Origin of the sequence: Streptomyces sp. P9-A4, assembly GCF_036634195.1 — a bacterium.
In the GTDB taxonomy this organism is placed as follows: Bacteria; Actinomycetota; Actinomycetes; order Streptomycetales; family Streptomycetaceae; genus Streptomyces.
This window is the reverse complement of the sequence record NZ_JAZIFY010000001.1, coordinates 2,844,103-2,866,132: the sequence shown is the minus strand read 5'-3', so window position 1 is coordinate 2,866,132 and position 22,030 is coordinate 2,844,103. Positions and strand designations below refer to the sequence as shown.

At 74.3% G+C, this 22,030-nt stretch carries 20 protein-coding genes; 15 read left to right on the top strand and 5 right to left on the bottom strand.

Annotation, left to right across the window (positions count from 1 at the left end; all coding sequences use genetic code 11):
* Nucleotides 1-37 precede the first annotated feature (37 nt).
* From hutU to V4Y03_RS12795, 5 genes are all read left to right on the top strand, one after another.
* Entirely contained in the window at nt 38-1,714 is a 1,677-nt protein-coding gene (gene hutU / locus V4Y03_RS12815) for a urocanate hydratase (RefSeq protein ID WP_317876618.1), read from the top strand.
* 17 nt (nt 1,715-1,731) lie between these two features.
* Nucleotides 1,732-2,928: an allantoate amidohydrolase gene (locus V4Y03_RS12810; protein WP_317876625.1), complete on the top strand. Its 1,197-nt coding sequence runs from the start codon at nt 1,732-1,734 to the stop codon at nt 2,926-2,928.
* The gene (locus V4Y03_RS12805) at nt 2,919-4,256 is read left to right on the top strand and encodes a formimidoylglutamate deiminase (RefSeq protein ID WP_332435001.1); all 1,338 of its coding nucleotides are present in this window, start codon (nt 2,919-2,921) and stop codon (nt 4,254-4,256) included. Before V4Y03_RS12810 ends, V4Y03_RS12805 begins: the two co-directional genes overlap by 10 nt.
* A 114-nt stretch (nt 4,257-4,370) precedes the next feature.
* Nucleotides 4,371-5,540 carry an imidazolonepropionase gene (gene hutI, locus V4Y03_RS12800; RefSeq protein ID WP_332435000.1) on the top strand — a complete coding sequence of 390 codons (1,170 nt, stop codon included), beginning with the start codon at nt 4,371-4,373 and terminating at the stop codon, nt 5,538-5,540.
* Between the two features lie 111 nt (nt 5,541-5,651).
* Complete coding sequence (locus V4Y03_RS12795) at nt 5,652-6,290, top strand: LysE family translocator (protein ID WP_332434999.1); 639 nt, start codon at nt 5,652-5,654, stop codon at nt 6,288-6,290.
* 22 nt (nt 6,291-6,312) lie between these two features.
* On the opposite strand, the gene V4Y03_RS12790 is transcribed toward V4Y03_RS12795, so the two are convergent.
* Nucleotides 6,313-6,663, bottom strand: coding sequence for a VOC family protein (locus V4Y03_RS12790; protein WP_332434997.1), 351 nt, complete (start codon nt 6,661-6,663; stop codon nt 6,313-6,315).
* Nucleotides 6,664-6,748: 85 nt separating this feature from the next.
* Nucleotides 6,749-7,234 (bottom strand): hypothetical protein, encoded by a 486-nt coding sequence (locus V4Y03_RS12785; protein ID WP_332434996.1) that lies wholly within the window; start codon nt 7,232-7,234, stop codon nt 6,749-6,751.
* Nucleotides 7,235-7,398: 164 nt separating this feature from the next.
* Here V4Y03_RS12785 and V4Y03_RS12780 point away from each other — a divergent pair, with 164 nt between their 5' ends.
* The 5 genes from V4Y03_RS12780 to V4Y03_RS12760 all read left to right on the top strand — a co-directional run bounded on the left by V4Y03_RS12780 (nt 7,399) and on the right by V4Y03_RS12760 (nt 13,440).
* Nucleotides 7,399-8,475, top strand: a complete 1,077-nt coding sequence (locus tag V4Y03_RS12780) for a GNAT family N-acetyltransferase (protein ID WP_332437166.1) — start codon at nt 7,399-7,401, stop codon at nt 8,473-8,475.
* Nucleotides 8,476-8,586: 111 nt separating this feature from the next.
* The gene (locus tag V4Y03_RS12775; protein ID WP_332434995.1) at nt 8,587-10,026 is read left to right on the top strand and encodes a glycosyltransferase; all 1,440 of its coding nucleotides are present in this window, start codon (nt 8,587-8,589) and stop codon (nt 10,024-10,026) included.
* Entirely contained in the window at nt 10,023-10,850 is an 828-nt protein-coding gene (locus tag V4Y03_RS12770) for a polysaccharide deacetylase family protein (RefSeq protein ID WP_332434994.1), read from the top strand. Before V4Y03_RS12775 ends, V4Y03_RS12770 begins: the two co-directional genes overlap by 4 nt.
* A 94-nt stretch (nt 10,851-10,944) precedes the next feature.
* A complete protein-coding gene (locus tag V4Y03_RS12765) occupies nt 10,945-12,936 on the top strand; it encodes a hypothetical protein (RefSeq protein WP_332434993.1) in 1,992 nt (663 codons plus the stop codon).
* A gap of 45 nt (nt 12,937-12,981) precedes the next feature.
* Nucleotides 12,982-13,440 carry a hypothetical protein gene (locus V4Y03_RS12760; protein ID WP_332434992.1) on the top strand — a complete coding sequence of 153 codons (459 nt, stop codon included), beginning with the start codon at nt 12,982-12,984 and terminating at the stop codon, nt 13,438-13,440.
* Between the two features lie 58 nt (nt 13,441-13,498).
* Here V4Y03_RS12760 and V4Y03_RS12755 read toward each other — a convergent pair whose 3' ends face one another.
* The 3 genes from V4Y03_RS12755 to V4Y03_RS12745 form a co-directional block, all read right to left on the bottom strand.
* The gene (locus V4Y03_RS12755; protein WP_332434991.1) at nt 13,499-15,754 is read right to left on the bottom strand and encodes a lipopolysaccharide biosynthesis protein; all 2,256 of its coding nucleotides are present in this window, start codon (nt 15,752-15,754) and stop codon (nt 13,499-13,501) included.
* Complete coding sequence (locus V4Y03_RS12750) at nt 15,751-16,950, bottom strand: DegT/DnrJ/EryC1/StrS family aminotransferase (RefSeq protein WP_332434990.1); 1,200 nt, start codon at nt 16,948-16,950, stop codon at nt 15,751-15,753. Before V4Y03_RS12750 ends, V4Y03_RS12755 begins: the two co-directional genes overlap by 4 nt.
* Nucleotides 16,951-17,156: 206 nt before the next feature.
* Nucleotides 17,157-18,068 carry an RNA polymerase sigma factor SigF gene (locus tag V4Y03_RS12745; RefSeq protein ID WP_317875961.1) on the bottom strand — a complete coding sequence of 304 codons (912 nt, stop codon included), beginning with the start codon at nt 18,066-18,068 and terminating at the stop codon, nt 17,157-17,159.
* Between the two features lie 222 nt (nt 18,069-18,290).
* On the opposite strand from V4Y03_RS12745, the gene V4Y03_RS12740 reads away from it, so the two are divergent.
* The 5 genes from V4Y03_RS12740 to V4Y03_RS12720 all read left to right on the top strand — a co-directional run bounded on the left by V4Y03_RS12740 (nt 18,291) and on the right by V4Y03_RS12720 (nt 22,026).
* Nucleotides 18,291-18,659, top strand: coding sequence for an STAS domain-containing protein (locus tag V4Y03_RS12740; protein ID WP_332434989.1), 369 nt, complete (start codon nt 18,291-18,293; stop codon nt 18,657-18,659).
* 120 nt (nt 18,660-18,779) lie between these two features.
* Nucleotides 18,780-19,199, top strand: coding sequence for an ATP-binding protein (locus V4Y03_RS12735; protein WP_317875963.1), 420 nt, complete (start codon nt 18,780-18,782; stop codon nt 19,197-19,199).
* Between the two features lie 228 nt (nt 19,200-19,427).
* The gene (locus V4Y03_RS12730; protein ID WP_317875965.1) at nt 19,428-20,135 is read left to right on the top strand and encodes a peptidase; all 708 of its coding nucleotides are present in this window, start codon (nt 19,428-19,430) and stop codon (nt 20,133-20,135) included.
* A 26-nt stretch (nt 20,136-20,161) separates the two neighbouring features.
* Nucleotides 20,162-20,956: a COG1470 family protein gene (locus tag V4Y03_RS12725; protein ID WP_332434988.1), complete on the top strand. Its 795-nt coding sequence runs from the start codon at nt 20,162-20,164 to the stop codon at nt 20,954-20,956.
* Nucleotides 20,953-22,026 carry a hypothetical protein gene (locus tag V4Y03_RS12720; protein ID WP_332434987.1) on the top strand — a complete coding sequence of 358 codons (1,074 nt, stop codon included), beginning with the start codon at nt 20,953-20,955 and terminating at the stop codon, nt 22,024-22,026. The genes V4Y03_RS12725 and V4Y03_RS12720 overlap by 4 nt, the downstream gene beginning before the upstream one ends.
* Nucleotides 22,027-22,030: the final 4 nt, after the last annotated feature.

Sequence of the window (22,030 nt, the reverse complement as noted above, 5' to 3'; positions counted from 1 at the left end):
ATGTGAATATCTAAACGACATCCGAGGAGGCACCCCCATGTCAGGACCCCGCCCCGTACGAGCCGCCCGCGGTACGGAACTGAGCGCCCTGGGATGGCAGCAGGAAGCCGCCCTCCGGATGCTCCAGAACAACCTCGACCCCGAGGTCGCCGAGCACCCCGACAAGCTCGTCGTCTACGGCGGCACCGGCAAGGCCGCCCGCGACTGGCGCTCCTTCGACGCCATGGTCCGCACCCTGCGCACCCTCAAGCAGGACGAGACGATGCTCGTCCAGTCCGGCCGCCCGGTCGGCGTCATGCAGACCCACGAGTGGGCCCCGCGCGTCCTCCTCGCCAACTCCAACCTGGTCGGCGACTGGGCCAACTGGGAGGAGTTCCGCCGCCTGGAGCACCTCGGCCTCACCATGTACGGCCAGATGACCGCCGGCTCCTGGATCTACATCGGCACCCAGGGCATCCTCCAGGGCACCTACGAGACCTTCGCCGCCGTCGCCGCGAAGAAGTTCGACGGCACCCTGGCCGGGACGATCACCCTCACCGCCGGCCTCGGCGGCATGGGCGGCGCCCAGCCCCTCGCCGTGACGATGAACGACGGCGTCGCCATCTGTATCGACGTCGACCCGCGCGCCATCGAGCGCCGCATCGAGCACCGCTACCTGGACGTCAGGGCCGACAACCTGGCCCACGCGCTCCAGCTCGCCACCGAGGCCCGCGACGCCCGCCGCCCGCTCTCCATCGGCCTCCTCGGCAACGCCGCCGAGCTGCTCCCGCGGATGCTCGCCGAGGGCGCCCCGATCGACATCGTGACCGACCAGACCTCGGCCCACGACCCGCTCGCCTACCTCCCGGTCGGCGTCGCCTTCGACGACATGGCCGACGCGGCGGCGAAGGACCCGGCCGGGTTCACCCAGCGCTCGCGCGAGTCGATGGCCAAGCACGTCGAGGCCATGGTCGGCTTCATGGACGCGGGCGCCGAGGTCTTCGACTACGGCAACTCGATCCGCGGCGAGGCCCAGCTCGCGGGCTACGACCGCGCGTTCGCCTTCCCCGGCTTCGTCCCCGCGTACATCCGCCCGCTGTTCTGCGAGGGCAAGGGCCCGTTCCGCTGGGCCGCCCTCTCCGGCGAGGCCTCGGACATCCACAAGACCGACAAGGCGCTCCTCGACCTCTTCCCGGAGAACGAGTCGCTGCACCGCTGGATCAAGATGGCCGGCGAGCGCGTCCACTTCCAGGGCCTCCCCGCCCGCATCTGCTGGCTCGGCCAGGGCGAGCGCGACAAGGCCGGCGACATGTTCAACGACATGGTCGGCGACGGCACCCTCGCCGCGCCCCTCGCCATCGGCCGCGACCACCTCGACTGCGGCTCCGTCGCCTCCCCGTACCGCGAGACCGAGGCCATGCTCGACGGCTCCGACGCCATCGCGGACTGGCCGCTGCTCAACGCCATGGTGAACGTCGCCTCCGGCGCCTCCTGGGTCTCCATCCACCACGGCGGCGGCGTCGGCATGGGCCGCTCCATCCACGCCGGCCAGGTCTCGGTCGCCGACGGCACCGAGCTCGCCGGCGAGAAGATCCGCCGCGTGCTGACGAACGACCCCGGCATGGGCGTCATCCGCCACGTCGACGCGGGCTACGACATCGCCGAGCGGGTCGCCGACGAGAAGGGCGTCCGCGTCCCGATGCGCGAGGGCTCCGACGAAGAGGCCTCGGCGTGAGCGACAGCTTCCACGCCATGTGGCGGTCGCTGCGGCCCATCGGCCGCAGCGCCGCCTCGGGCGGCTACCGCCGCTACGCCTGGACCGAGGCCGACGCCGACTGCCGGCTCTGGTTCCGGATGCAGGCCGAGGCCCGCCGCCTGGACGTCGAGACCGACCGCAACGGCAACCAGTGGGCCTGGCTCGGCGACCCCACCGCGGGCGATGCCGTCGTCACCGGCTCCCACCTGGACTCCGTCCCCGACGGCGGCGCCTACGACGGCCCCCTCGGTGTCGTCTCCTCCTTCGCCGCGCTCGACGAACTCCGCTCCCGCGGCGTCTCGTTCAAGCGCCCCCTCGCCATCGTCAACTTCGGCGACGAGGAGGGCGCCCGCTTCGGCCTCGCCTGCGTCGGCTCCCGCCTCACCGCCGGACGGCTGACGAAGGAGCAGGCGTACGAGCTCCGCGACGCCACCGGCACCAGCCTCCCGCAGGCCATGGAGGCGGCCGGGTACGACCCCTCGGGGATCGGCCCGGACCCCGAACGGCTCGCCCGCGTCGGCGCCTTCGTCGAACTCCACGTCGAGCAGGGCCGCGCCCTCGACCTGTCCGGCGACCCCGTCGGCATCGCCTCCTCCATCTGGCCGCACGGCCGCTGGCGGTACGACTTCGCGGGCGAGGCCAACCACGCCGGCACCACCCGTCTTGTCGACCGCCGCGACCCGATGCTCACCTACGCGGAGACGGTCCTCACCGCCCGCCGCGAGGCCGAGCTGGCCGGCGCCGTCGCCACCTTCGGCAAGATCGCCGTCGAGCCCAACGGCGTCAACGCCATCCCCTCCCTGGTCCGCGGCTGGCTCGACGCCCGCGCCGCCGACCAGGACTCCCTGGACACCGTGATCGCGGGCATCGAGAAGGCCGCCCAGGAGCACGCCACCCGGCAGGGCATCGACCTCACCGTCGTACGGGAGTCCTTCACACCCGTCGTGGAGTTCTCGCACGCCCTGCGCGACGAGCTGTCCCGGATCCTCGGGACGACCGGCAAGGTCCCCGTCCTCGGCACGGGCGCGGGCCACGACGCGGGTATTTTGTCCGAATCGATCCCGACCGCCATGCTGTTCGTACGGAACCCCACCGGCGTCTCGCACTCCCCGGCCGAGTCCGCGGCCGAGGACGACTGCGTGGCCGGGGTCCTCGCACTCGCCGACGTACTGGAGGAGCTGGCGTGCCGCTGACGACGTACTGGCTGGAACACGCCTGGCTCGACACGAACGTCGAGCCGGGCGTGGCCCTGGACGTGCTGGACGGCCGCATCACCGCCGTACGGACGGGAGTGGAGGCGCCTCCGCCGGGCGCCGTCGCCCTCCGCGGCCTGACGGTCCCCGGCCTCGCCAACGCCCACTCGCATGCCTTCCACCGCGCCCTGCGCGGCACCGTCCAGGTCGGCTCCGGCACCTTCTGGACCTGGCGCGAAGTCATGTACAACGTCGCCCAGCGCCTCACCCCCGACAGCTACTTCGCGCTCGCCCGCGCGGTGTACGCGGAGATGGCGCTCGCCGGCATCACCGCCGTCGGAGAGTTCCACTACCTCCACCACGCGCCCGGCGGCGCCCCCTACGCCGACCCCAACGCCATGGGCGAGGCGCTCATCGCGGCGGCCGGGGAGGCGGGCATCCGCATCACCCTCCTCGACACCGCGTACCTCTCCTCCGGCTTCGGCGCCGCCCCCGAGCGGCACCAGCTCCGCTTCACCGACGGCACGGCGGAGAAGTGGGCGGAGCGCGTCTCGGCCCTCAAGGACCGGGACGGCGTACGCGTCGGAGCGGCGATCCACTCCGTACGGGCGGTCCCGGCCGACCAGCTGTCCACGGTGGCCCGCTGGGCGGAGGACCGCGGGGCCCCCCTCCACGTCCACCTCTCGGAGCAGACCGCCGAGAACGACGCCTGCCTCGCCGCCCACGGCCGCACCCCGACGCAGCTCCTCGCGGACCACGGGGTGCTCGGCGCGCGCACGACGGGCGTCCACAACACCCATATGACGGACGCCGACATCGCCCTGATCGGCTCGACGGCCACCGGCACCTGTATGTGCCCCACGACCGAACGCGACCTCGCGGACGGCATCGGCCCGGCGGTCGCCCTCCAGCGCGCCGGTTCCCCTCTCTCCCTCGGCAGCGACAGCCACGCGGTCATCGACCTGTTCGAAGAGGCGCGGGCGATGGAGCTGAACGAGCGGCTGCGCACCCGCACCCGGGGCCACTGGACGGCGGCGGCACTCCTCCGCGCGGCGACGGCGGACGGCCACGCGGCCCTCGGCTGGACGGACGCGGGCGCCCTGGGACAGGGAGCCCTGGCCGACTTCACGACGATCGCACTGGACACGGTGCGAACGGCGGGCCCGGTACCGCGCCTGGCGGCGGAGACAGCGGTCTTCGCGGCGACGGCGGCGGACGTCCACCACGTGGTGGTGGCCGGCCGGGTCGTGGTCAGGGACGGCACCCACGTGAACGTACCGAACGCGGGCGAGGCCCTGGCGACGGCGATCGCCACCTTGAGGACCTAGGACCCAGGGCCTGTCACGGTCGGTTGTGGGCATGCGTTCCGCGGGGCGGAACGGGTGGGCACAGCCGGCCACCGGCCCGCACCCGAACGCCCGCCCCTCCCACCGGAGAGCACCATGACGACGCTCATCACGAACATCGCCACCCTCGTCACCAACGACCCGACCCTGGGGGACGGCTCCCCCCTGGGCCTGATCAAGGACGCGGCACTGGTCCTGGAGGGCGAGCGGGTCATCTGGGCGGGCCCGGCGGCACAGGCCCCCGCCGCCGACGAGTCCATGGACGCGGCCGGCCGAGCCGTGATCCCCGGCTTCGTCGACTCCCACTCCCACCTCGTCTTCGCGGGCGACCGCACCGCCGAGTTCAACGCCCGCATGTCAGGCCAGGCCTACGCCGCGGGCGGCATCCGTACGACGGTCGCGGCGACGCGCGCGGCTTCCGACGAGGCCCTGTCGGCGAACGTCGCCCGCTACCTCCGCGAAGCCCTCCGCCAGGGCACGACCACCTTCGAGACCAAGTCCGGCTACGGCCTGACGGTCGAGGACGAGGCCCGCGCCCTCCGTATCGCCGCCGAGCACACCGACGAGGTGACGTACCTCGGCGCGCACATCGTCTCCCCGGACTACGCGGACGACCCGGCCGCGTACGTGGAGCTGGTGACGGGCGAGATGCTGGAGGCCTGCGCACCGTACGCCCGCTGGGTGGACGTCTTCTGCGAGAAGGGCGCGTTCGACGGCGACCAGGCCCGCGCGATCCTGACGGCCGGCAAGGCGAAGGGCCTCCACCCCCGGGTGCACGCCAACCAGCTGACGTACGGCCCCGGTGTCCAGCTGGCGGTGGAGCTGGACGCGGCGAGCGCGGACCACTGCACGCACCTGACGGACGCCGACGTGGACGCGCTGGCGAACGGTTCGACGGTCGCGACGCTCCTGCCGGGGGCGGAGTTCTCCACCAGGGCGGAGTGGCCGGACGCCCGCCGGCTCCTGGACGCGGGCGTGACGGTGGCCCTGTCCACGGACTGCAACCCGGGCTCGTCGTTCACGTCCTCCGTCCCGTTCTGCATCGCCCTGGCGGTACGGGACATGGGCATGACGCCGGACGAGGCGGTGTGGTCGGCCACGGCGGGCGGCGCGGCGGCCCTGCGCCGCACGGACGTGGGCCGCCTGACGCCCGGCGCCCGCGCGGACCTCACGTTCCTGGACGCCCCGTCGCACGTCCACCTGGCGTACCGGCCGGGGGTCCCGCTGGTGACGGAGGTCTGGCGGGCGGGTGTGCGCGTGGTCTGAGTGATCGTCCTGGGCTCCGGTTCATGGGCGACCTGTGCCTCGCGGCTGCGCGGCCACGGGACCGCCGTAGGGCCGTACCGCCCGACCGGGCCCGGGATATCCTGACAATCCATGGAAGCCACCACAGCTCTATGGTCCTTCGCCCTCGTCGTAGGGCTCCTCACCCTCACCCCCGGTCTCGACACGGCGCTGGTCCTCCGCACATCGGCCGTGGGCCATCGCGCGCGGGCCTGGGGCGTCGTCCTCGGCATCCAGACCGGCACGCTGCTGTGGGGCGTGCTCACGTCCCTGGGCGTGACGGCGCTTCTCACCGCCTCCCAGCTGGCGTACGACATCCTGCGCTGGGCGGGCGCCGCGTACCTGGTGTGGATCGGCGTCCAGATGCTCCGCAACACCTTCCGCGGCCTCCCGGCGACGGACGGCGCGGAGGGCGAGGGGCCGACGGACCGCGACTCGCTGGCGGCCGGCTGGCGCCAGGGGACGCTGACGAACCTCCTGAACCCGAAGGTCGGCGCGTTCTACGTGGCGGTCCTGCCGCAGTTCCTCCCGGCGGGCGGCGACCACTTCACGATGGGCCTCCTCCTCACCAGCGAACACATCGTCCTGGGCCTCCTCTGGTCCACGGTCCTGATCGCCTTCGCCCGCCTCCTCCGCGACCAACTCCGCAAGCCCCGGGCCCGCCGCTGCCTGGACCGCCTGACGGGCACGGTCATCGCGGCCTTCGGCGTCCGCCTGGCCCTCTCGAACTGACGCGGCAAGCGACCGGGACCGGTCAGGACCCGTGGCTCAGGACGTTGATCACACGGCCGTCCGGGTCGCGGGTGAAGAAGCGTCGGACGCCCCAGGGTTCGTCGGTCAGGGGGTGCACGATCTCGGCGCCCGTAGCGAGGACCGCCGCGTAGGCCGCGTCCACGTCGTCGACCTCCACGCTCAGATCGGGGACGACCGGGGCCGTCAGGTCGTGGGTCATCAGACTGATCTGGGCCGTGGGGGAGGACGGCGAGGCGAGGGTGGTGATCCAGCCGTGGTCCATCACCGGCTCGAAACCGAGCAGCCCGTAGAACACCCGGTTCTCCTCCGGCGCAGAGGTACGAAGATTGGGCACGGCCCGCCGGACAGTCATCGGGGGCTCCCGTACGTCAGCAGCGGTTCGTAGGGCCGGTTCTCGCCGACGGCCCTCAGCAGTGGTCCCATGGCCGCACCCTAAGTCAGCGGAACTCGTGGACGACCTCGATCCCGCCCACGACGTGCGCGTCGACCTCGTTCCTCACCAGCGTCTCCGCCCTCCCCAGTGCCCCCACCTCCTCCTCCGTCAGGTGTGGGTCCGCCGCCCGGCGGGTCCGGGCCTCTGCGAGGTGGGGGAGTGCCGTCGCTCCCACCCGGGAGACCAGCGCCGCCAGGCCCGCCCGTGCGCCCTGGGCGTACGGTGCCGGTGACACCGCCACCTCCGCCAGGATCAGCGCCGACATCGCGTGGTCCAGGCCCGGCGCGCCCCCCTCCTCCGCCGTCTCCCAGTCCGAGCCCTCCGCGCCCAGCACCTCCGGGACCGGATAGCCGCAGCGGGCCAGCCGGGTCATCACCTCCGCCTCCCGCGTCGCGTCCCCGCCCTCCCGGTACCGCCGCAGCACCCGCGCCCCGTCCAGCGCGTACACATCCGCCGTCCTGCCCCGCCCGACGATCTCCAACTCGCCCACCCCTCCGCCCCCTTGGCCAACCGCTCCCCGCCGTGTCCGTTCCTTCACGGATCGGCCACGGAATGACCGAGTATCCCTGCCCCGGAGCGTTGCGGACGGGTAGCGTCCTGTCCTGGCGGGACTCAGGGGGAGACCGGGGGGTCGGCAAGGTGAGCGCTGTCCGCATGCGGGTCGTCAGGCCGGAGGAGCTGAGCGCCCGCGAGATCGACGCCTGGCGCGAGCTGCGCGCCAAGTCCGGGGCGCCCGCGAATCCGTTCATGGAACCCGAGTTCACCCAGGCCGTCGCCGCCGTCCGGCCCCGTTCCCGCGTCGCCGTCTGGTCGGAGGACGACGAACCCGTCGGCTTCTTCCCTTACGAGAAGGGGCCCTTGGGCCAGGGCCGCGCCATCGGCTTCGGCGTGTCCGACGCCCAGGGTGCCGTCCTCCGGGCCGGTCTGCGGCCCGGCGCCCGGCCCCTGCTCCGCCACTGCGGCCTCGCCGGCTGGGAGTTCGACAACCTGGAGTCCGGCCAGCCCGTCTTCGAGGGCGCCGCCGTCGAGGAGTTCGCCTCGCCCGTGATCGACGTCGGCGAGGGCTACGCCGCGTACGAGGCCCTGCTGCGCGTCCAGTCCCCCAAGTTCCTCCGGACCACCCTCGCCAAGGAGCGCCGCCTCGGCCGCCGGGCCGACGGAGACGTCCGTTTCGTCTTCGACGAGCGCGACCCGGCGGCCCTGCGCACCCTCATGGAGTGGAAGTCCGCCCAGTACCGCAGGACCGGCCGCCGAGACCGCTTCGCCAAGGCATGGATCAGCACCCTCGTCCGCCGCCTCCACGAACTCCGCACGCCCGGCTGCTCCGGCGTCCTCTCCGTGCTCTACACGGGCCCGCGCCCCGTCGCCGCCCACTTCGGACTGCGGTCCGCGACCGTCCTGTCCTGCTGGTTCCCCTCCTACGACCCCGAGTTCGCCAAGTACTCGCCCGGCCTCGTCCTCCATCTGCGGATGGCCGAGGCCGCCGCCGCGGCCGGGATCGGCATGCTGGACCTCGGGCGTGGCGACGCCGAGTACAAGAACGCGCTCAAGACCGGGGAGCTGACCGTGTACGAGGGCGCCGTCGTCCGCCCCGGCGTACGCGCCGCGCTCCACTGGGTGGCACGCGAGCCCTCCCGCCGGGCCCACAGCTTCGTCCGCGACCGCCCGGAACTCGCGGCCCGGGGCCGCGCCACCCTGAACCGTGTCGCCCGGCTGCGGGGCAGCCGTTAACGGCGGGGCGGGGGCCGGGGCCGGGACAAGGGCTTCGGCTGGGGCCTGGGCCGCCGCTGCCTCCACCCCCGTCGCCCTCGCCCTCGCCGTCCGTCCGTCGAGAGACCCCCGATGAGCCTCCCCGCCCCCCGGCCGATCTCCGTCGCCGAGCTCGACCTCGACGCGCCCGACGGCGGCGGCCCCGCCCTCCGGCCCGCTCCCGGCGGGCCGCCCGTCGTGCCCGGTGACGTCTACGCGCTCGTACGGCTCCGGGGGCGGCCCGTCGCCACCGTCATCGGCGCCTACGCCGCCGGCGAGAACCCCGCCGAGGTACTCGCCGCCCTCGCCCGGCGGCGCCTCGCGGACGCCGGACCACCCCGTACCGACGCCGAACGCCTCGCCGCCTCCCACCCGGACGGCGGCCCCACGGAGCCCGCTCCCCGCGCCGCGACCGCCCGCCCCGCAGCGACCACTCCCCGCACCGCCCGCCCCGCAGCGCCCGCTTCTCACCCCGTGGCCCCCCGCCCCGTGCGCCCCGCGCAGGCCGCCCCCCGCCTGTCCGTCGTCCTCGCCACCCGTGAGCGCCCCCGCTCCCTCGCCCGTGCGCTCGACTCGCTGCTCGCGCAGGACCATCCCGACCACGAGCTGATCGTCGTCGACAACGCGCCCCGCACCTCCGGCACCCACGACCTCGTCACCCGGAAGTACTCCGGCCGCGTCCGGTACGTCCGTGAGGACACCCCCGGTCTCGCCGTCGCCCACAACACCGGTCTCGCCGCCGCCCGCGGCGCCGTCGTCGCCTTCACCGACGACGACGTCATCGCCGACCCGCACTGGCTGACCGCCCTCGCCGAGCCCTTCGCCACCGACCCCGGGCTCGGCTGTGTCACCGGTCTGATCCTGCCCGCCAGGCTGCGGACCCCCGCCCAGATCCTCCTGGAGTCCCACGGCGGCTTCGCCAAGGGCTTCGCCCCCCGGCTGTACGACCCCGCCCGGCCGCCCGCCGACGAACCGCTCTTCCCGTTCACCGCGGGCAGTTTCGGGTCCGGCGCCAACATGGCCTTCCGTACCGAGGCGCTCCGGCGGGCCGGCGGCTTCGATCCGGCGACCGGCACCGGGACCCCGGCGAAGGGCGGCGACGACCTGTACGCCTTCGTCGCCGTCCTCACCGCCGGGTTCCGGCTCCGCTACACCGCCGACGCCCTCGTCTGGCACCACCACCGCGACACCTGGCAGGACCTGCGCAACCAGGCGTACGGATACGGGGCCGGGCTCACCGCGTACCTCACCGCGACCCTGGTCCGCAGCCCCCGCCTGCTGCCCGCGCTGCTCGCCCGGCTGCCACGCGGCCTCGCGTACGCCCGGACGATGACCGCCCAGCGCGGCGGGACGGGCGGCGGGACCGGCGAGGGCACCGGCCGAACCGTCACCGGTGTCCCCGGCGAGCACCGCGCCCACCACCACCCCTGGCCCGCCGCCCTCTCCCGGCTGGAGCGGCGCGGCATGCTGTACGGCCCGATCGGATACGCGAAGGCCCGCATACGGACCCGGCGCGGGAAGGCGACCCCATGACGAACGCACCCGGCCGCACCCGGATACCCCTCCCCACCCGGATACCCGTCCTCCTCTATCACGCCGTGATGGAGGACCCGGCGGAGTGGATCGCCGAATTCACCGTCACGCCAAGGGAGTTCGCCTCCCAGCTCGACGCGATCGTCGCCGCCGGGCGTACCGCGATCACCGTCGGCGCGCTCGCCGCGCACTTCGCCACCGGTGCCCCGCTGCCGCCCCGGCCCGTCGTCCTCACCTTCGACGACGGCTTCGCCGACCTCGTCGGGCCGACCGCCGAGGCACTCGCCTCCCGGGGGCTGCCGGCCACCGCGTACCTGACCACCGGGGCCATCACCCCCGGCCGGCCCTGTCTGCTGCCGCCCGCGCCGATGATGACGCTCGCGCAGGCGCCGCGACTGGAGGGGTACGGGATGGAGGTCGGCGGCCACACGGTCACGCATCCGCAGCTCGACACCCTCGCCCCGGGGGCGCTCCGCCGTGAACTGCGGGACTCCAAGGCGGTGTTGGAGGACGTCCTCGGGCACGAGGTGCTGCACCTGGCCTATCCGCACGGCTACAACAGTCCGGCGGTGCGGCGGGCCGCGGCGGCGGCCGGGTACACCTCGGCGGTCGCCGTCCGGCACGCCCTCAGTTCCGGCGCCGACGAGATCTACCGCATCGCCCGGCTCATCCTGCGCCGGAGCCACACGGTCGCGGACGTCGAGCGGTGGATGGAGGGGCGGGGCGCGAAGGCGGCGCCGTACCCGGACTCGCTGCCCACGGTCGGCTGGCGGATGTACCGCAGGGCCCGCGCCCTGATCAAGGGGCCGGAGTTCGCCGGCTGAGTGGGAAGTATGGCAACTCCGGTGATCCATCCGTGAGTTGATAGTCCGAACAGAACCGAAGTACCTTCCTGTACTTCGCCGAAGGGGACAGTCCGTGGGGGAAGAGGCCGTGCAGCGTCAGGGGCCCGCACCGGAGACCGGGAAGGGCGTACCGCCGCAGCCCACAGGAGGCGAGCCCACCGGCGGCGAGCCGGCCGGCCGCGAGCGGACCCGCCGCAAGCCCACCGCCCGCGAGTCGGCGGTCCCGGAGTCGCCCGGCCGCCCACCCCGCCCCACCCGCACGCGCGGCCGAGCCGCCGCCGCCCTCCGCTCGCCCGGTGCCCTCAACCTGCTCCCCCTGCTCCTCGCCGCCGCGCTCTGGCTCTGGGCGCTGCCCCGGATCGACTTCCGGCACATCGCGGAGTTCGGCCTCCTCGACCGCTTCCCGCTGACCTTCTACGCCGCTCTCGCCGTCCTGACCGGCGGCTTCGTCCTCACCCTGCGCCGGGCGGGCACCGCCCCGCTCTGGCCCGCCACCTACTGCGCGGCCATGCTGTTCGCCCTCAAGGCGCCGCCCGCGATCCTCTACGACACCGTCCGCTACGCCTGGGCGTCCAAGCACGACGCCATCATCAGCAGGATGCTCGCCGAGGGCGGCATCCACCCCGGGGCCGAGCTGACGGGCGGCATGTCCGCGTACGACCAGTGGCCCGGCTTCTTCTCCCTCGACGCGGCCCTCGTACGCGCCTTCGGCGTGGACGCCGCCGCCTCCTTCATCAACTGGGCGCCGGTCGCGCTCGGCCTGCTGCTGGTGCCCGTCCTCATCCTGATCTACCGCACGTTCAGCGACGACTGGCGGCTCGTGTGGACCGGGGTGTGGATCTTCCAGCTGGCGAACTGGGTCGGCCAGGACTACCTGTCCCCGCAGGGCTTCTCGTACCTGCTCTACCTCACCGTCTTCGCCGTCGTCGTCCGGCACTTCGTGCTGCCCGGCTTGGCGGGCACGCTGCGCGACCGGGGCACCCTCGACCCGGCGGCCTCCGCCGTCCCGCCGCCCACGACGACCCGGCAGCGGGCCGTCGCCGTGGTGATCCTGCTGCCGCTGATCGCCACCATCAACGCCAGCCACCAGCTGACCCCGATCATGCTGTGCGCCACCCTCTTCGCCCTCTGCCTCACCCGCCGCTACCGCAACATCGGGCTGCTCGTCACCACCGGCCTGGTCATGCTCGCCTGGAACCTCACGATGGGCCGCGAGCTGTTCCTCACCACCCTCGGGACCCTCCGCGAGAAGGCCGGCGACCTGCTCGGCAACTCCCGCCCCGGCTTCGCGGGCGACCCCACAGGACCCGGGCCCGAACTCGTCGGCGACGCCAACATCCTGATGGTCCTGGCCCTCGGCGGGCTCGCCGTCGCCGCCGTCCTGCTCCGCCGCAGACTCGTCCGCAGCGCCCTGCCGCTGCTGCTCGCCGCCGCCGCGCCCCTGCCGATGTTCGCCGTCAACGACTACGGCGGCGAGATGATCTTCCGGGTCTACCTCTTCGGGCTCCCCGGCGCCGCCTTCTTCGCCGCCGCCGCGCTCGTCCCCGCCGCCGGGGCCGCGAGCCGCGCCGCCGTGACCGCCCGCCGGGCGATGTTCGTCGCGCTGCCCGTCACCCTCGTCGCCATGCTCGCCGGCTTCCTGCCCTCGTACTACGGCAAGGAGGGCATGCACTACGCGCCGCCCGCCGAGACCGCGCTCACCCGCCGCGCCTTCGACCGGGCGCCCGAGGGCTCCCTCATCCTCGCGGCGACCGGCGCGTTCCCCGACTCGTACTACCGCTACGACCGGTACGTGCGCTGGTTCTTCACCGAGCAGGAGGTCGACGAGAACCTCCGGATGCTGAAGGACCCGGCGGGCTACCTGGCCGGCGGCATCCCGCAGGACTGCCCGGCGTACGTGATCCTCACCCGCACCCAGGGCGAGGCCGTCATCGGCGAGGGCTACCTCCCCGAGGGCGGCTTCGACAGCCTCAAGGCCGCGCTCAAGCGCTCCCCGCTCTTCCAGGTCGTCGAGGAGAACACGTACGGCGTCGTCCTCCGCTACCGGCCCACCACCGGCGGCTGAACGTCCATCCACCCCCGGACCCCACGTACGAGGAGCAGGTACGCCATGGCTCTCCCCCGCCCGACCCCGCGAGTCCAGCGCCGAGCCGCCCTCGCGGCCTCCGGATGGGTCGCGCTCGCGGCGACCGCCCTCCCCGGCGGCTCCCCGCTGCGCTGGATCCCCGTCCTCGCCTTCGTCGCGCTCGGGCCCGGCCTCGCGCTGCTGCTCCCGCAGCCGACCGGACTGCGCCCCGGCGCCCGTCTGGAGGCGCTGGCGCTCGCCGCGCCCGTCAGCCTGTCCGTGGCCACCCTCGTCGCGACCACGCTGTTCCTCGGCAGGTCCTTCTCGCTCATCGTCTTCATGGGGGTCCTCGCCCTCTTCGTGAGCGTCGCCGCCGTCCTGCCCGGAGTGCCGCTCCCGGCCGCCACGCGCGGCGCCGTCGAACGCGAGGGAGCCAAGTCCTCCCGTACGCACGCGCGTAGGTCCCGTTTCCGCGCGCGAGGAGCCGGCGGCGGGGCCGGGTGACCGCGAGGGCCGGGCACGGCGGTCAGCTCGCCGGGCGCCGGAGCACGCGTCAACCGCCTCAGCCCCGGCCGCCCGACGTCAGGCCGCGGAACGCGCACACCGCCATCGTGCCCCCCGCCAGGCCCAGGAAGAGCGGCAGCGGTGCGGCGGCGAAGGCCTGCTGACCCGCCCAGCCCGCCCAGACGAGCACCCACACCACCCCGGCCGTGACCCGGGAGCCCACCCCGACCACCCGCAGGAGCAGCGCCACCAGGAGCAGGCTCAACGCCTGGAGCGCCACCGGCGTCACCGCCCGCTCCAGGCCCTCGCCCAGGAGTACGGCGCCGGGCCCGCCCGCCTCGGCCGGACGCAGACCGAGCAGCGGTGGCGCGGTGTGCAGGGCCAGGAAGGTGGCGAGCAGCACCATCCCCGCGAACACCGGCCGGAAGACCCGCAGCGCGACGGCCGCGCCCTGGAGGGCGACGAGCAGCAGCCCGGCGGCGAGGGTGACCGGCGGCAGCGCGGTCAGCAGCCCGGTGCCGGAGAGCCGCTCCACGCTCAGCTCGCCGGAGCGGACGAGGGGAAACCAGAACAACCCGACGGCCAGTCCGAGCACGGCCCACAGCCAGAGCGCCGGGCCGGGGGCGGGCCCCCGCCGGGTGGCCGTCCGGCCCGGAGCGTCCTCCGGGCCGTTGGGGGACGGCTCGGTCCGGCCTGAGGCGTCCGCCCCGCTCGGCGACGCCGCCCCCTCCGGCCGGGATACGAACACCGGGATGCCGAACGCCGGCGTCACCGAGTCGTGCGCGCCCCGCAGATAGGCGCTCTCCCGCGCCCAGTTGGTGCCGTAGCCGACCTCGGCGCGCGGCTTCGACCGTACGGCCTCCGGGGCGCGGGGCGCGGGTGCCCGGCCCTGGAGGGCCGCCCGCAGGCCCGGTGCCGAGACCGCCGCCATCAGCGTCATGGACGCCAGGACGGCGACCCCCGCGCCCGCGATGCCCACCCGGCCGAGGAGCAGCGCGGCGCTGCCGAGCACCAGGACGCACATGGCGCCCTGGAGCAGGGCGAGCACGCCCGTACGGCCCTGGACGCGCAGCACCCCTATGTACAGCTCGACCGCGACCCGGGGGAGCGCGGCGGCGGCCAGCAGCCGGAGCACGGCCGTGCCGTGTTCGGCGTAGTCCGGGCCGAACGGCGCGAGGATCACCGGCGCGAGGACGAGGAGGACCAGGACCACCGGGACGAGCAGGAGTGCCATCCGGCGCAGCGCGCCCCTGACCCCCTCGGCGAGGGACTCGGGGCTGTGGGAGGCGTGCGCGGTGAGCGACGAGGCCATGTTGATGGCCATGAACTCCATCGTGCCGCCGACGGTGTAGGCCGTGTAGAAGAAGGCGTTGTGGGCGGCGTCGAAACGGACGGCGACCATCACCGGCAGCAGGTTGATCATCGCGAGGCTGAAGAGCGCGCCGACGGAGTCCCCGGCCATGAACCGGCCGATCTCGCGCAGGCCGGGCGGTTCGCGGTCCCGGTCGGCGCGGGCCTGCCGGGGGATGAGCCGCCGGAAGACGAGCCAGGCGAGCGGCACCACGGACAGGGCGATCGCCGCCGACCAGGACACGAAGACGCCGAGCACCGGCAGGGCGGCGGCGAGGACGACGAGCAGGACGAGCTTGCCGAGCGAGAAGACGGCGTTGCCGACGGGGACCCAGACCGCCCGTCTCAGCCCGGTGAGGACGCCGTCCTGGAGGGTGAGCAGGGCCCAGCCGACGCAGGAGGCGGTGAAGAACAGGCCGGCGGAGAGGGTGCCGAGAGGGGCGTACGTGGGCCCCCACCAGTCCAGGGTGAGCAGGAAGACCCCGCAGGCGACGGCGACGACCACCGTGCTGACCAGGTACACGCGCAGGACGAGCGGTCCGGTGGCGCGGCCGGCCCGGGGCACGTACCGGACGACGGCGCCGATCATCGTGGTCGCGGTGAGGGAGGCGAGGAGGCGCTGCGCGGCGATGGCGGCGGAGCCCTGGCCGACGGCCTCCTCCGAGTAGTAGCGGGCGGCGACCAGCCAGAAGCCGAGGCCGAGGGCGGCGGAGACGCCGGTGGAGAGCATGAGGGCGTAGGCGTTGCGGAACATGGAGCTCTCGTCGGAAGGACCCGAGCCGTGACCGTCCGTACCGCCGCGGTCCGGGCCGTGGCCGCCCGTGCCGTGACCGCTCGCGCCGGGGTCACCCGTACCGCCGCCGTCCGCGCCGTGGCCGCCCGTGCCTCCGTCGTCCCTGCCGTGGCCGCCCGGATCCGCGTCCGCCCCCCGCTCCCCGTCCCGCAGCCGCACCGTGTCGGTCACCTCGCGCCTCCGGGGGGCTTTGAGGGCCCGGCCGGGCGGATGCCCGCGGCGCGCAGCGCGGCGAGGGACTCGTCGGCGCGGCGCGGGTCCACCGGCAGGGCGTGCCGGGCGAACCAGGCGGCCGGTTCCGGTGCGGGGGACGGCTCGGTGAAGACCTCGCCCGCGTAGTGGTCGAGCGGAGGGTCGTAGAGGTAGCCGGTGGTGATCCGGCGCCGGGCGAGCGCGGCGACGGCCGCGTCCCGGTCGTCGACGAGCAGCGGCACCCGGAACAGCGGCTGGACCTCCTCGCGACTTCCCCCGTGGCCCCCGCCGTACTCGGTGGCGAGGAGGCGCTCCGTGCCCGCCCGGTGGGCGTCGAGCACGCCGTCGAGGCCGGCCAGTCTGCGGGTGGTGCGGCGGAGGCGGCCGGGGCCCGGCCGGAGCCGGTAGTCGTGCATGTCGACCCGGACCCAGGAGTGGAAGGGGTCGAGGGCGGGCGCGGCCGGCAGGGCCTGCTTCAGCGCGTCGGCGCGGAGCGGCATCCGGATCTCCGGCCGCTCCTCCAGGCCGAGCCGCCGCAGCGTCGCGCGGGCCGCCCCGACCAGGCGCAGCCCGCGCACGGTGGCCTCGGCGTACGGCCGTACCAGGTGGGCGAGTTCGGCGGAGGTACGGGTCGGGTGCAGCAACGCGTCCCGGGCGGCGGCGAGTTCCCCGCGCAGGGCCGGGTCGGCGAGGGTGAGGAAGCCGCCGGTCTTGGCGGCGGTGTGCTTGGAGAGGCTGAACACGGAGGCCTCGCCGTACGTGCCGACCGGGCGCCCGCCGACGGTGGAGCCGATGGCGTGGGCGGCGTCCTCGATCAGCGGGATGCCGAGCCGGTCGCACCGCTCGCGCAGCTCGGGCGCCGGGTCGGGGTTCCCGTACAGATTGGTGGTGAGGACGGCGGAGAGGTCCCGCCAGACCGTCCCGGGCACGGCGGACGGGTCGACGGAGCCGTCGCGCGGGTCGAGCGGTGCCTGTACGGGGCGGAGCCCGGCGGCGAGGACGACGAAGAGGATGACGTCGTCGTTGACCGGTGACATCAGGACCCGGCCGCCGGGCCGGCACCAGTGGCGCAGCGCGAGATAGAGGCCGAAGCGGCACGACGGCACGTAGAGGCACTCCCGGCCCCCTAGCCGGCGGCGCATGCGGTCTTCCAGTTCCGCGTACGCAGAAACCATGTGATTCCCCCCTGAACCCCGGGCTCGGTCCGGTCCGGTCCGGACGGCCCGTCGACCGGCCCTGTCGATCCGGCCCCGTCAACCGGCCCGTCGGCACGGCCCGTCGGCACGGCCCTCCGATCACGCGGAAGGGCCCGTCCGGGTCGGAAGACCGTGAACGGGCCCTTTCCACAGCCATTTTGGCGGCTCGGGGGAGGCGATGGAGGTCATTCCTCCAGAGTGAGTCCCCGGCGCAGCCTGGCGAGGGTGCGGGCGAGCAGCCGGGACACGTGCATCTGCGAGATGCCCAGCTCCGTGCCGATCTCCGACTGGGTCATGCCGGAGACGAAGCGGAGGGAGAGGATGTGCCGCTCGCGGGCGGGCAGCGAGGCGATCATCGGCTTGAGGGAGGCGATGTACTCGATCCCGGTGAGCCCGTGGTCCTCGTAGCCGAGCCGGTCGGCGAGCGTGGCCTCACCACCGCCGCCGTCCTCCTCGTCGGGCTGGGCGTCGAGCGAGCTGGCGGTGTACGCGTTGCTCGCGGCCATGCCCTCGACGACCTCCTCGGGCGAGATGCCGAGCTCCTCGGCCAGTTCGGCCACGGTCGGGGAGCGGTCGAGGCGCTGGGAGAGGGCGTCGCCCGCCCTGGCGAGGTCGAGCCGGAGCTCCTGGAGCCGGCGGGGTACGTGCACGGACCAGGAGGTGTCGCGGAAGAAGCGCTTGATCTCGCCGATGATGGTCGGCATCGCGAAGGTGGGGAACTCGACGCCGCGGGTCAGCTCGAAGCGGTCGATCGCCTTGATCAGGCCGATGGTGCCGACCTGGACGATGTCCTCCATCGGCTCGCTGCGGGTGCCGAACCGGGCGGCGGCGAACTTCACCAGGGCCAGGTTGAGTTCGACGAGGGTGTTGCGGACGTACGCGTGGTCGTGGGTGCCCTCCTCCAGCTCGGCGAGCCGGGCGAACAGCTGCTTCGACAGAGCGCGCGCGTCGACCGGTCCGATGCGGTCGAGGGGCTGGTCGACGAGCTGTTCCGGGAGCTGGAACGCATGATCGGGGGAGTGGGTGGGCAGGCGGCCGAGCGGAACTGCTGCCGACGGCGCGTCGGGGGTACGCGGGGCGTCGAGCCGGGGTGACATGAGTCTCCTTCTGGGGTCTTCTGCTGCGGTTTGCGGCGCCTCCGAAGCCGGTCGTGTCGGGTGTTCTCTACTAGCCCTACCTGCTCGGCGGGGAAGGTCGCAAGTATCGACAATTCGCTTTGTCCTGGTTTGTGGTGGCCCTTGTGTGCACGGGAGGGCGGCCCGCTTGTAGGGTTCGAGGCACGTCAGTCGGCATCCGCGAGAGCGAGAAGAGGCACGGCCATGGACCGCCAGCACATCGGGAGCGCGCCGCCCGCGCGGTTGCGGGTCGAGGTCCGGACCGTGGGTGCGAGCGAAGTCCTCGCGCCGGCGGGTGAGCTCGATCACCACACCGCCGAGCTGCTGCGCGTCCCCCTGGACGACGCGCTCGACGCGGGTCGGGCGCGGCTCGTCGTGGACTGCTCGGGTCTGGACTTCTGCGACTCCACCGGACTCAACGTGCTGCTCGGCGCCCGGCTGCGGGCGGAGGCCGCCGGTGGCGGGGTCCATCTGGTGGCGATGCGGCCCGCGGTGGCCCGGGTGTTCCACATCACGGGCGCGGAGGTCGTCTTCACCGTGCACGAGACACTCGCCACGGCCCTTCCCGGCTGAGCCCCGCACGCCGGAGCCGGGGCGCGCCCGCCCCGGCCCGCCCCGAACGCCCCGCACGTCCGTCCCTCTGTTCCGTGTCTGTCCCGTCTCTGTCCCGTCGATCGGTGAGGTGAAGCGCTGATGGACCAAGCTTCCGACGTCCGTACGCTCGCCCTCGGCGAGACCAGCGGCACCGTGCCGCTCGCCCGCGACTTCACGCGGACCGCGCTCCACGAGTGGGGCTGGCTGCCGGCCGCCACCGCCGACCGCAGGGCCGCCGCCGAGGACGTCCTGCTCGTCGTCTCCGAGCTGGTCACCAACGCCTGTCTGCACGCCGAGGGCCCCGAGCGGCTGCGCGTCCTGCGCCAGGCCAAGGTGCTGCGCCTCGAAGTCACCGACCGGGGCGCCGGACAGCCCGCGCCCCGCACCCCGCACCGGTCGGGCCGGCCCGGCGGCCACGGGATGTTCATCGTGCAGCGCCTCTGCCTCGACTGGGGCATCGAGCGCACCCCGGGCGCCCCGGGGAAGACGGTCTGGGCCGAACTCGCGGCTCCCGCCTAGGACTTTCCCGCGAGCGGCACCCTCCGCTCGCGGCCCCCGCCGGGGGTTTTCCCGTGAGCGCTCCCCTTCGCTCGCGGCCCCCGCCCCGCCCTCGGGGCGTCTCCTGGGGACTTTCACAACTCCGCACGTTCCCCTGCCTTCCCTCCTCATGGCCTCAGGCGTACCTTGACGCCCAATCTGAAAGACCGTCAGGTTCCGTTGCGGTGAGGGGTGTTCGGGGTGTCCAAGGTGCCGAACCGGAGGAGAACGGCCGCCGCGCTCACGGCTGCGGCAGCGGTGACGGGCGCGGCCGTGCTGGCCGCCGCCCCGGCGGCCCACGCGGCCGTCGTCGACGTCAGCTACGCCTGCGAGACCAAGATCGGGCCCAAGAGCGCCGTCTCGCCCGTCGACATCAAGGCCGTCAAGAGCGGCAGCGCGTACACGATCACCATGTCGTTCGAGAAGGGCGTCTCCGACAGCCCCGTCGAACTTCCCAAGGGCGTCATGACCCCGCGCGCCGAACTCGTCCTCGGCGGCGCCGACTCCGGCACCGTCAAGGTCAAGGGAACGCCGAACACGGCCGCCATCCCGCCCGACACCCCCATCAGCATCGGCACCCTGACCGGCACGTACACGCCGAAGAAGAACGGCAAGGTCACCTTCACGGCCGGGACGCTCACCGTGCACGCCCTCGGCATGGACGCCGCCGTCTGCACCGCCAAGAACGGCCCGAAGCCGTCGCTGGAACTCGACGTCACCGGCGTCTCCGGCGGCTCCGACACCCCGCCGCCGCCCGCCGACGACTCCGGGGACACCGCGGCGACCGGCGACACCGGCGGCCAGCTGCCCAAGACCGGCCCCCTCGACTCCGCCATGGCCCTCGGCACCCTCGGCGGCACCGTCCTGCTGACCGGCGCCGCCGGAGTCCTCTGGCTCAGCCGGCGCACGGCACGTTGATGCGGACGGCGGCACGCTCCGGGCTCGTGGCCGCCGCGACCGCCCTCTGCGGCGTGGTCGCGGCGGCTCCCCCCGGAGCCCAGGCCTGGACGGCGGCGCCCGCCGCCGGCCGGCCGTACGCCTATCTGGAGGGCCCGGCGGGGAGCGTCCTCCAGGACACCCTGTCGGTGACCAACCCGGGCGCCCGGCCGCTCACCGTACGGCTCAGCGGCCGGGGCGCACCCGTCTCCTTCGCCGCCCCGACCGTGACCGTGCCCGCGAGGACCCGGGCGGACGTGCCCTTCGCCGTGACCGTCACCGCCGACCTCCCGCCCGGCGAACACCGGGGCACGGTACGGGCCTCCGCGGCCGGCCGTGAGGTCCGCGTCGACCTGCGGCTCCGGGTCAGCGGCCCCCACCTCGCCGCGCTCACCGTCGAGGACGTCAGCGTCGACACCGACACCGGCGCCCTCCGCTACACCCTGGTCAACCGGGGCAGCACGGTCCTCGCCCCGCGCCTCGCCGTCCGCGCCGACGGCCTCCTCGGCACCGTCCTCGACCGGCCGGAGCGCGCCCTGCCGCTCACCCTCCGCCCCGGCGAGCGGGCCACCCGCACCGAAACCTGGCCCGACCCGCCCGCCCTCGACTCCGTCACCGTCCGGCTGACCGCCACCGCCCCGGGCGCCGCGTCCGCCACCGCCCGTACCGAGGCCTCCTTCGCCTCGGGCCCGGCGCTCACCGGCGCGGCCGGCCTGCTCCTCGCGGCGGGCGGCGGCGGATACGCGGTACGGCGACGCGTCGGGTCCCGTACCCCACGAGCCTCGGCGGGAGCGACACCATGAGGACCATCCGTACGGCAGCCGCCCTCCTCGCGGCCCTTGCCCTCGCGCTGCTGCCCCTCGCGCCCGCGACGGCGGCCCCCACCCCCGTCGTCGAGCTCTCCCAGGCCGAGGGCGGCAAGGGCGGCGAGATCACCGTCAGCGGCAGCGGCTGGCAGCCGGGCTCGCTGCTCATGCTCCTGATCTGCGGCCAGGGCTCGCCCGGCACCGGCGTCATCGGCGGCACCAACTCCTGCGCCAACACCGAGGGCCGGGCCGCCACGGTCGACGCCAGGGGCGCGTTCAGCGCGAAGCTCCCCGTCACCGAACCGCCCAAGCCCTGCCCCTGCGTCGTGCACGTGGCCGGGGTCACCGGCCGGCAGGACGCCGTTGACCGGGCGTTCACGGTCGCCGGGCACCCCACCGCCCCGCTCCCCGAACCCTCGGGCGACGGGCGGCTCGCCGTCCTCGCCGCCGTGCGCCTCGACGGCTCCAGCGGCCTCCTCGTCTGGTTCGGGGCGCCGCCGTCCCGGGAGATCGTCTTCACCGTCGGCAACCTCGGCTCCGCGCCCGTCAAGGACCCCGTCTTCCAGGTCGGCACCAGCCACGGCGTCTTCACCCCGCAGTACGAGGAACGCCAGTGGCGCGGCACCGTCGCCCCCGGCAAGAAGGCCCTCGTACGGCTCCCCGTCGAACTCCCGGCGGGCGCGCACGGCGACTACCAGGTGTCCGTGAAGTACGGGGAGAAGGTCCTCGTCGAGCAGCCGTGGGGCGTCGGGCGGCCGTGGGGCGTGACGCTCTTCTGGCTGCTGCTCGCCTTTGTCGTACCGGCCGCCCTGTTCCGGATCGGGATGGCGGTGGTGGACCGCAACCGGCCTGCCCGCCCCGCCCGGCCCGCACACGCCACCACCGGCCCCGGCCGGCCCGCCCGGACCCGGTCCCGGGCCGCGGGCCGCCGCCGCACACGTACCCCCGAGTCCGTACGACCGGACCCGGGGGACGGAGAACCCACCGCGGTCCTGCCGTGGTTCAGTCCTGACTCCGCACCGTCAGCCCCAGAGAGCAGCCCGACGACGACGAAGGGAAATGCGTGAACAC

Coding starts and splice junctions, on each gene's coding strand:
- hutU (WP_317876618.1), top strand. CDS start 38: ATGTCAGGACCCCGCCCCGTACGAGCCGCCCGCGGTACGGAACTGAGC.
- V4Y03_RS12810 (WP_317876625.1), top strand. CDS start 1,732: ATGTGGCGGTCGCTGCGGCCCATCGGCCGCAGCGCCGCCTCGGGCGGC.
- hutI (WP_332435000.1), top strand. CDS start 4,371: ATGACGACGCTCATCACGAACATCGCCACCCTCGTCACCAACGACCCG.
- V4Y03_RS12795 (WP_332434999.1), top strand. CDS start 5,652: ATGGAAGCCACCACAGCTCTATGGTCCTTCGCCCTCGTCGTAGGGCTC.
- V4Y03_RS12790 (WP_332434997.1), bottom strand. CDS start 6,663: ATGACTGTCCGGCGGGCCGTGCCCAATCTTCGTACCTCTGCGCCGGAG.
- V4Y03_RS12780 (WP_332437166.1), top strand. CDS start 7,399: ATGCGGGTCGTCAGGCCGGAGGAGCTGAGCGCCCGCGAGATCGACGCC.
- V4Y03_RS12775 (WP_332434995.1), top strand. CDS start 8,587: ATGAGCCTCCCCGCCCCCCGGCCGATCTCCGTCGCCGAGCTCGACCTC.
- V4Y03_RS12770 (WP_332434994.1), top strand. CDS start 10,023: ATGACGAACGCACCCGGCCGCACCCGGATACCCCTCCCCACCCGGATA.
- V4Y03_RS12760 (WP_332434992.1), top strand. CDS start 12,982: ATGGCTCTCCCCCGCCCGACCCCGCGAGTCCAGCGCCGAGCCGCCCTC.
- V4Y03_RS12750 (WP_332434990.1), bottom strand. CDS start 16,950: ATGGTTTCTGCGTACGCGGAACTGGAAGACCGCATGCGCCGCCGGCTA.
- V4Y03_RS12745 (WP_317875961.1), bottom strand. CDS start 18,068: ATGTCACCCCGGCTCGACGCCCCGCGTACCCCCGACGCGCCGTCGGCA.
- V4Y03_RS12740 (WP_332434989.1), top strand. CDS start 18,291: ATGGACCGCCAGCACATCGGGAGCGCGCCGCCCGCGCGGTTGCGGGTC.
- V4Y03_RS12735 (WP_317875963.1), top strand. CDS start 18,780: ATGGACCAAGCTTCCGACGTCCGTACGCTCGCCCTCGGCGAGACCAGC.
- V4Y03_RS12720 (WP_332434987.1), top strand. CDS start 20,953: ATGAGGACCATCCGTACGGCAGCCGCCCTCCTCGCGGCCCTTGCCCTC.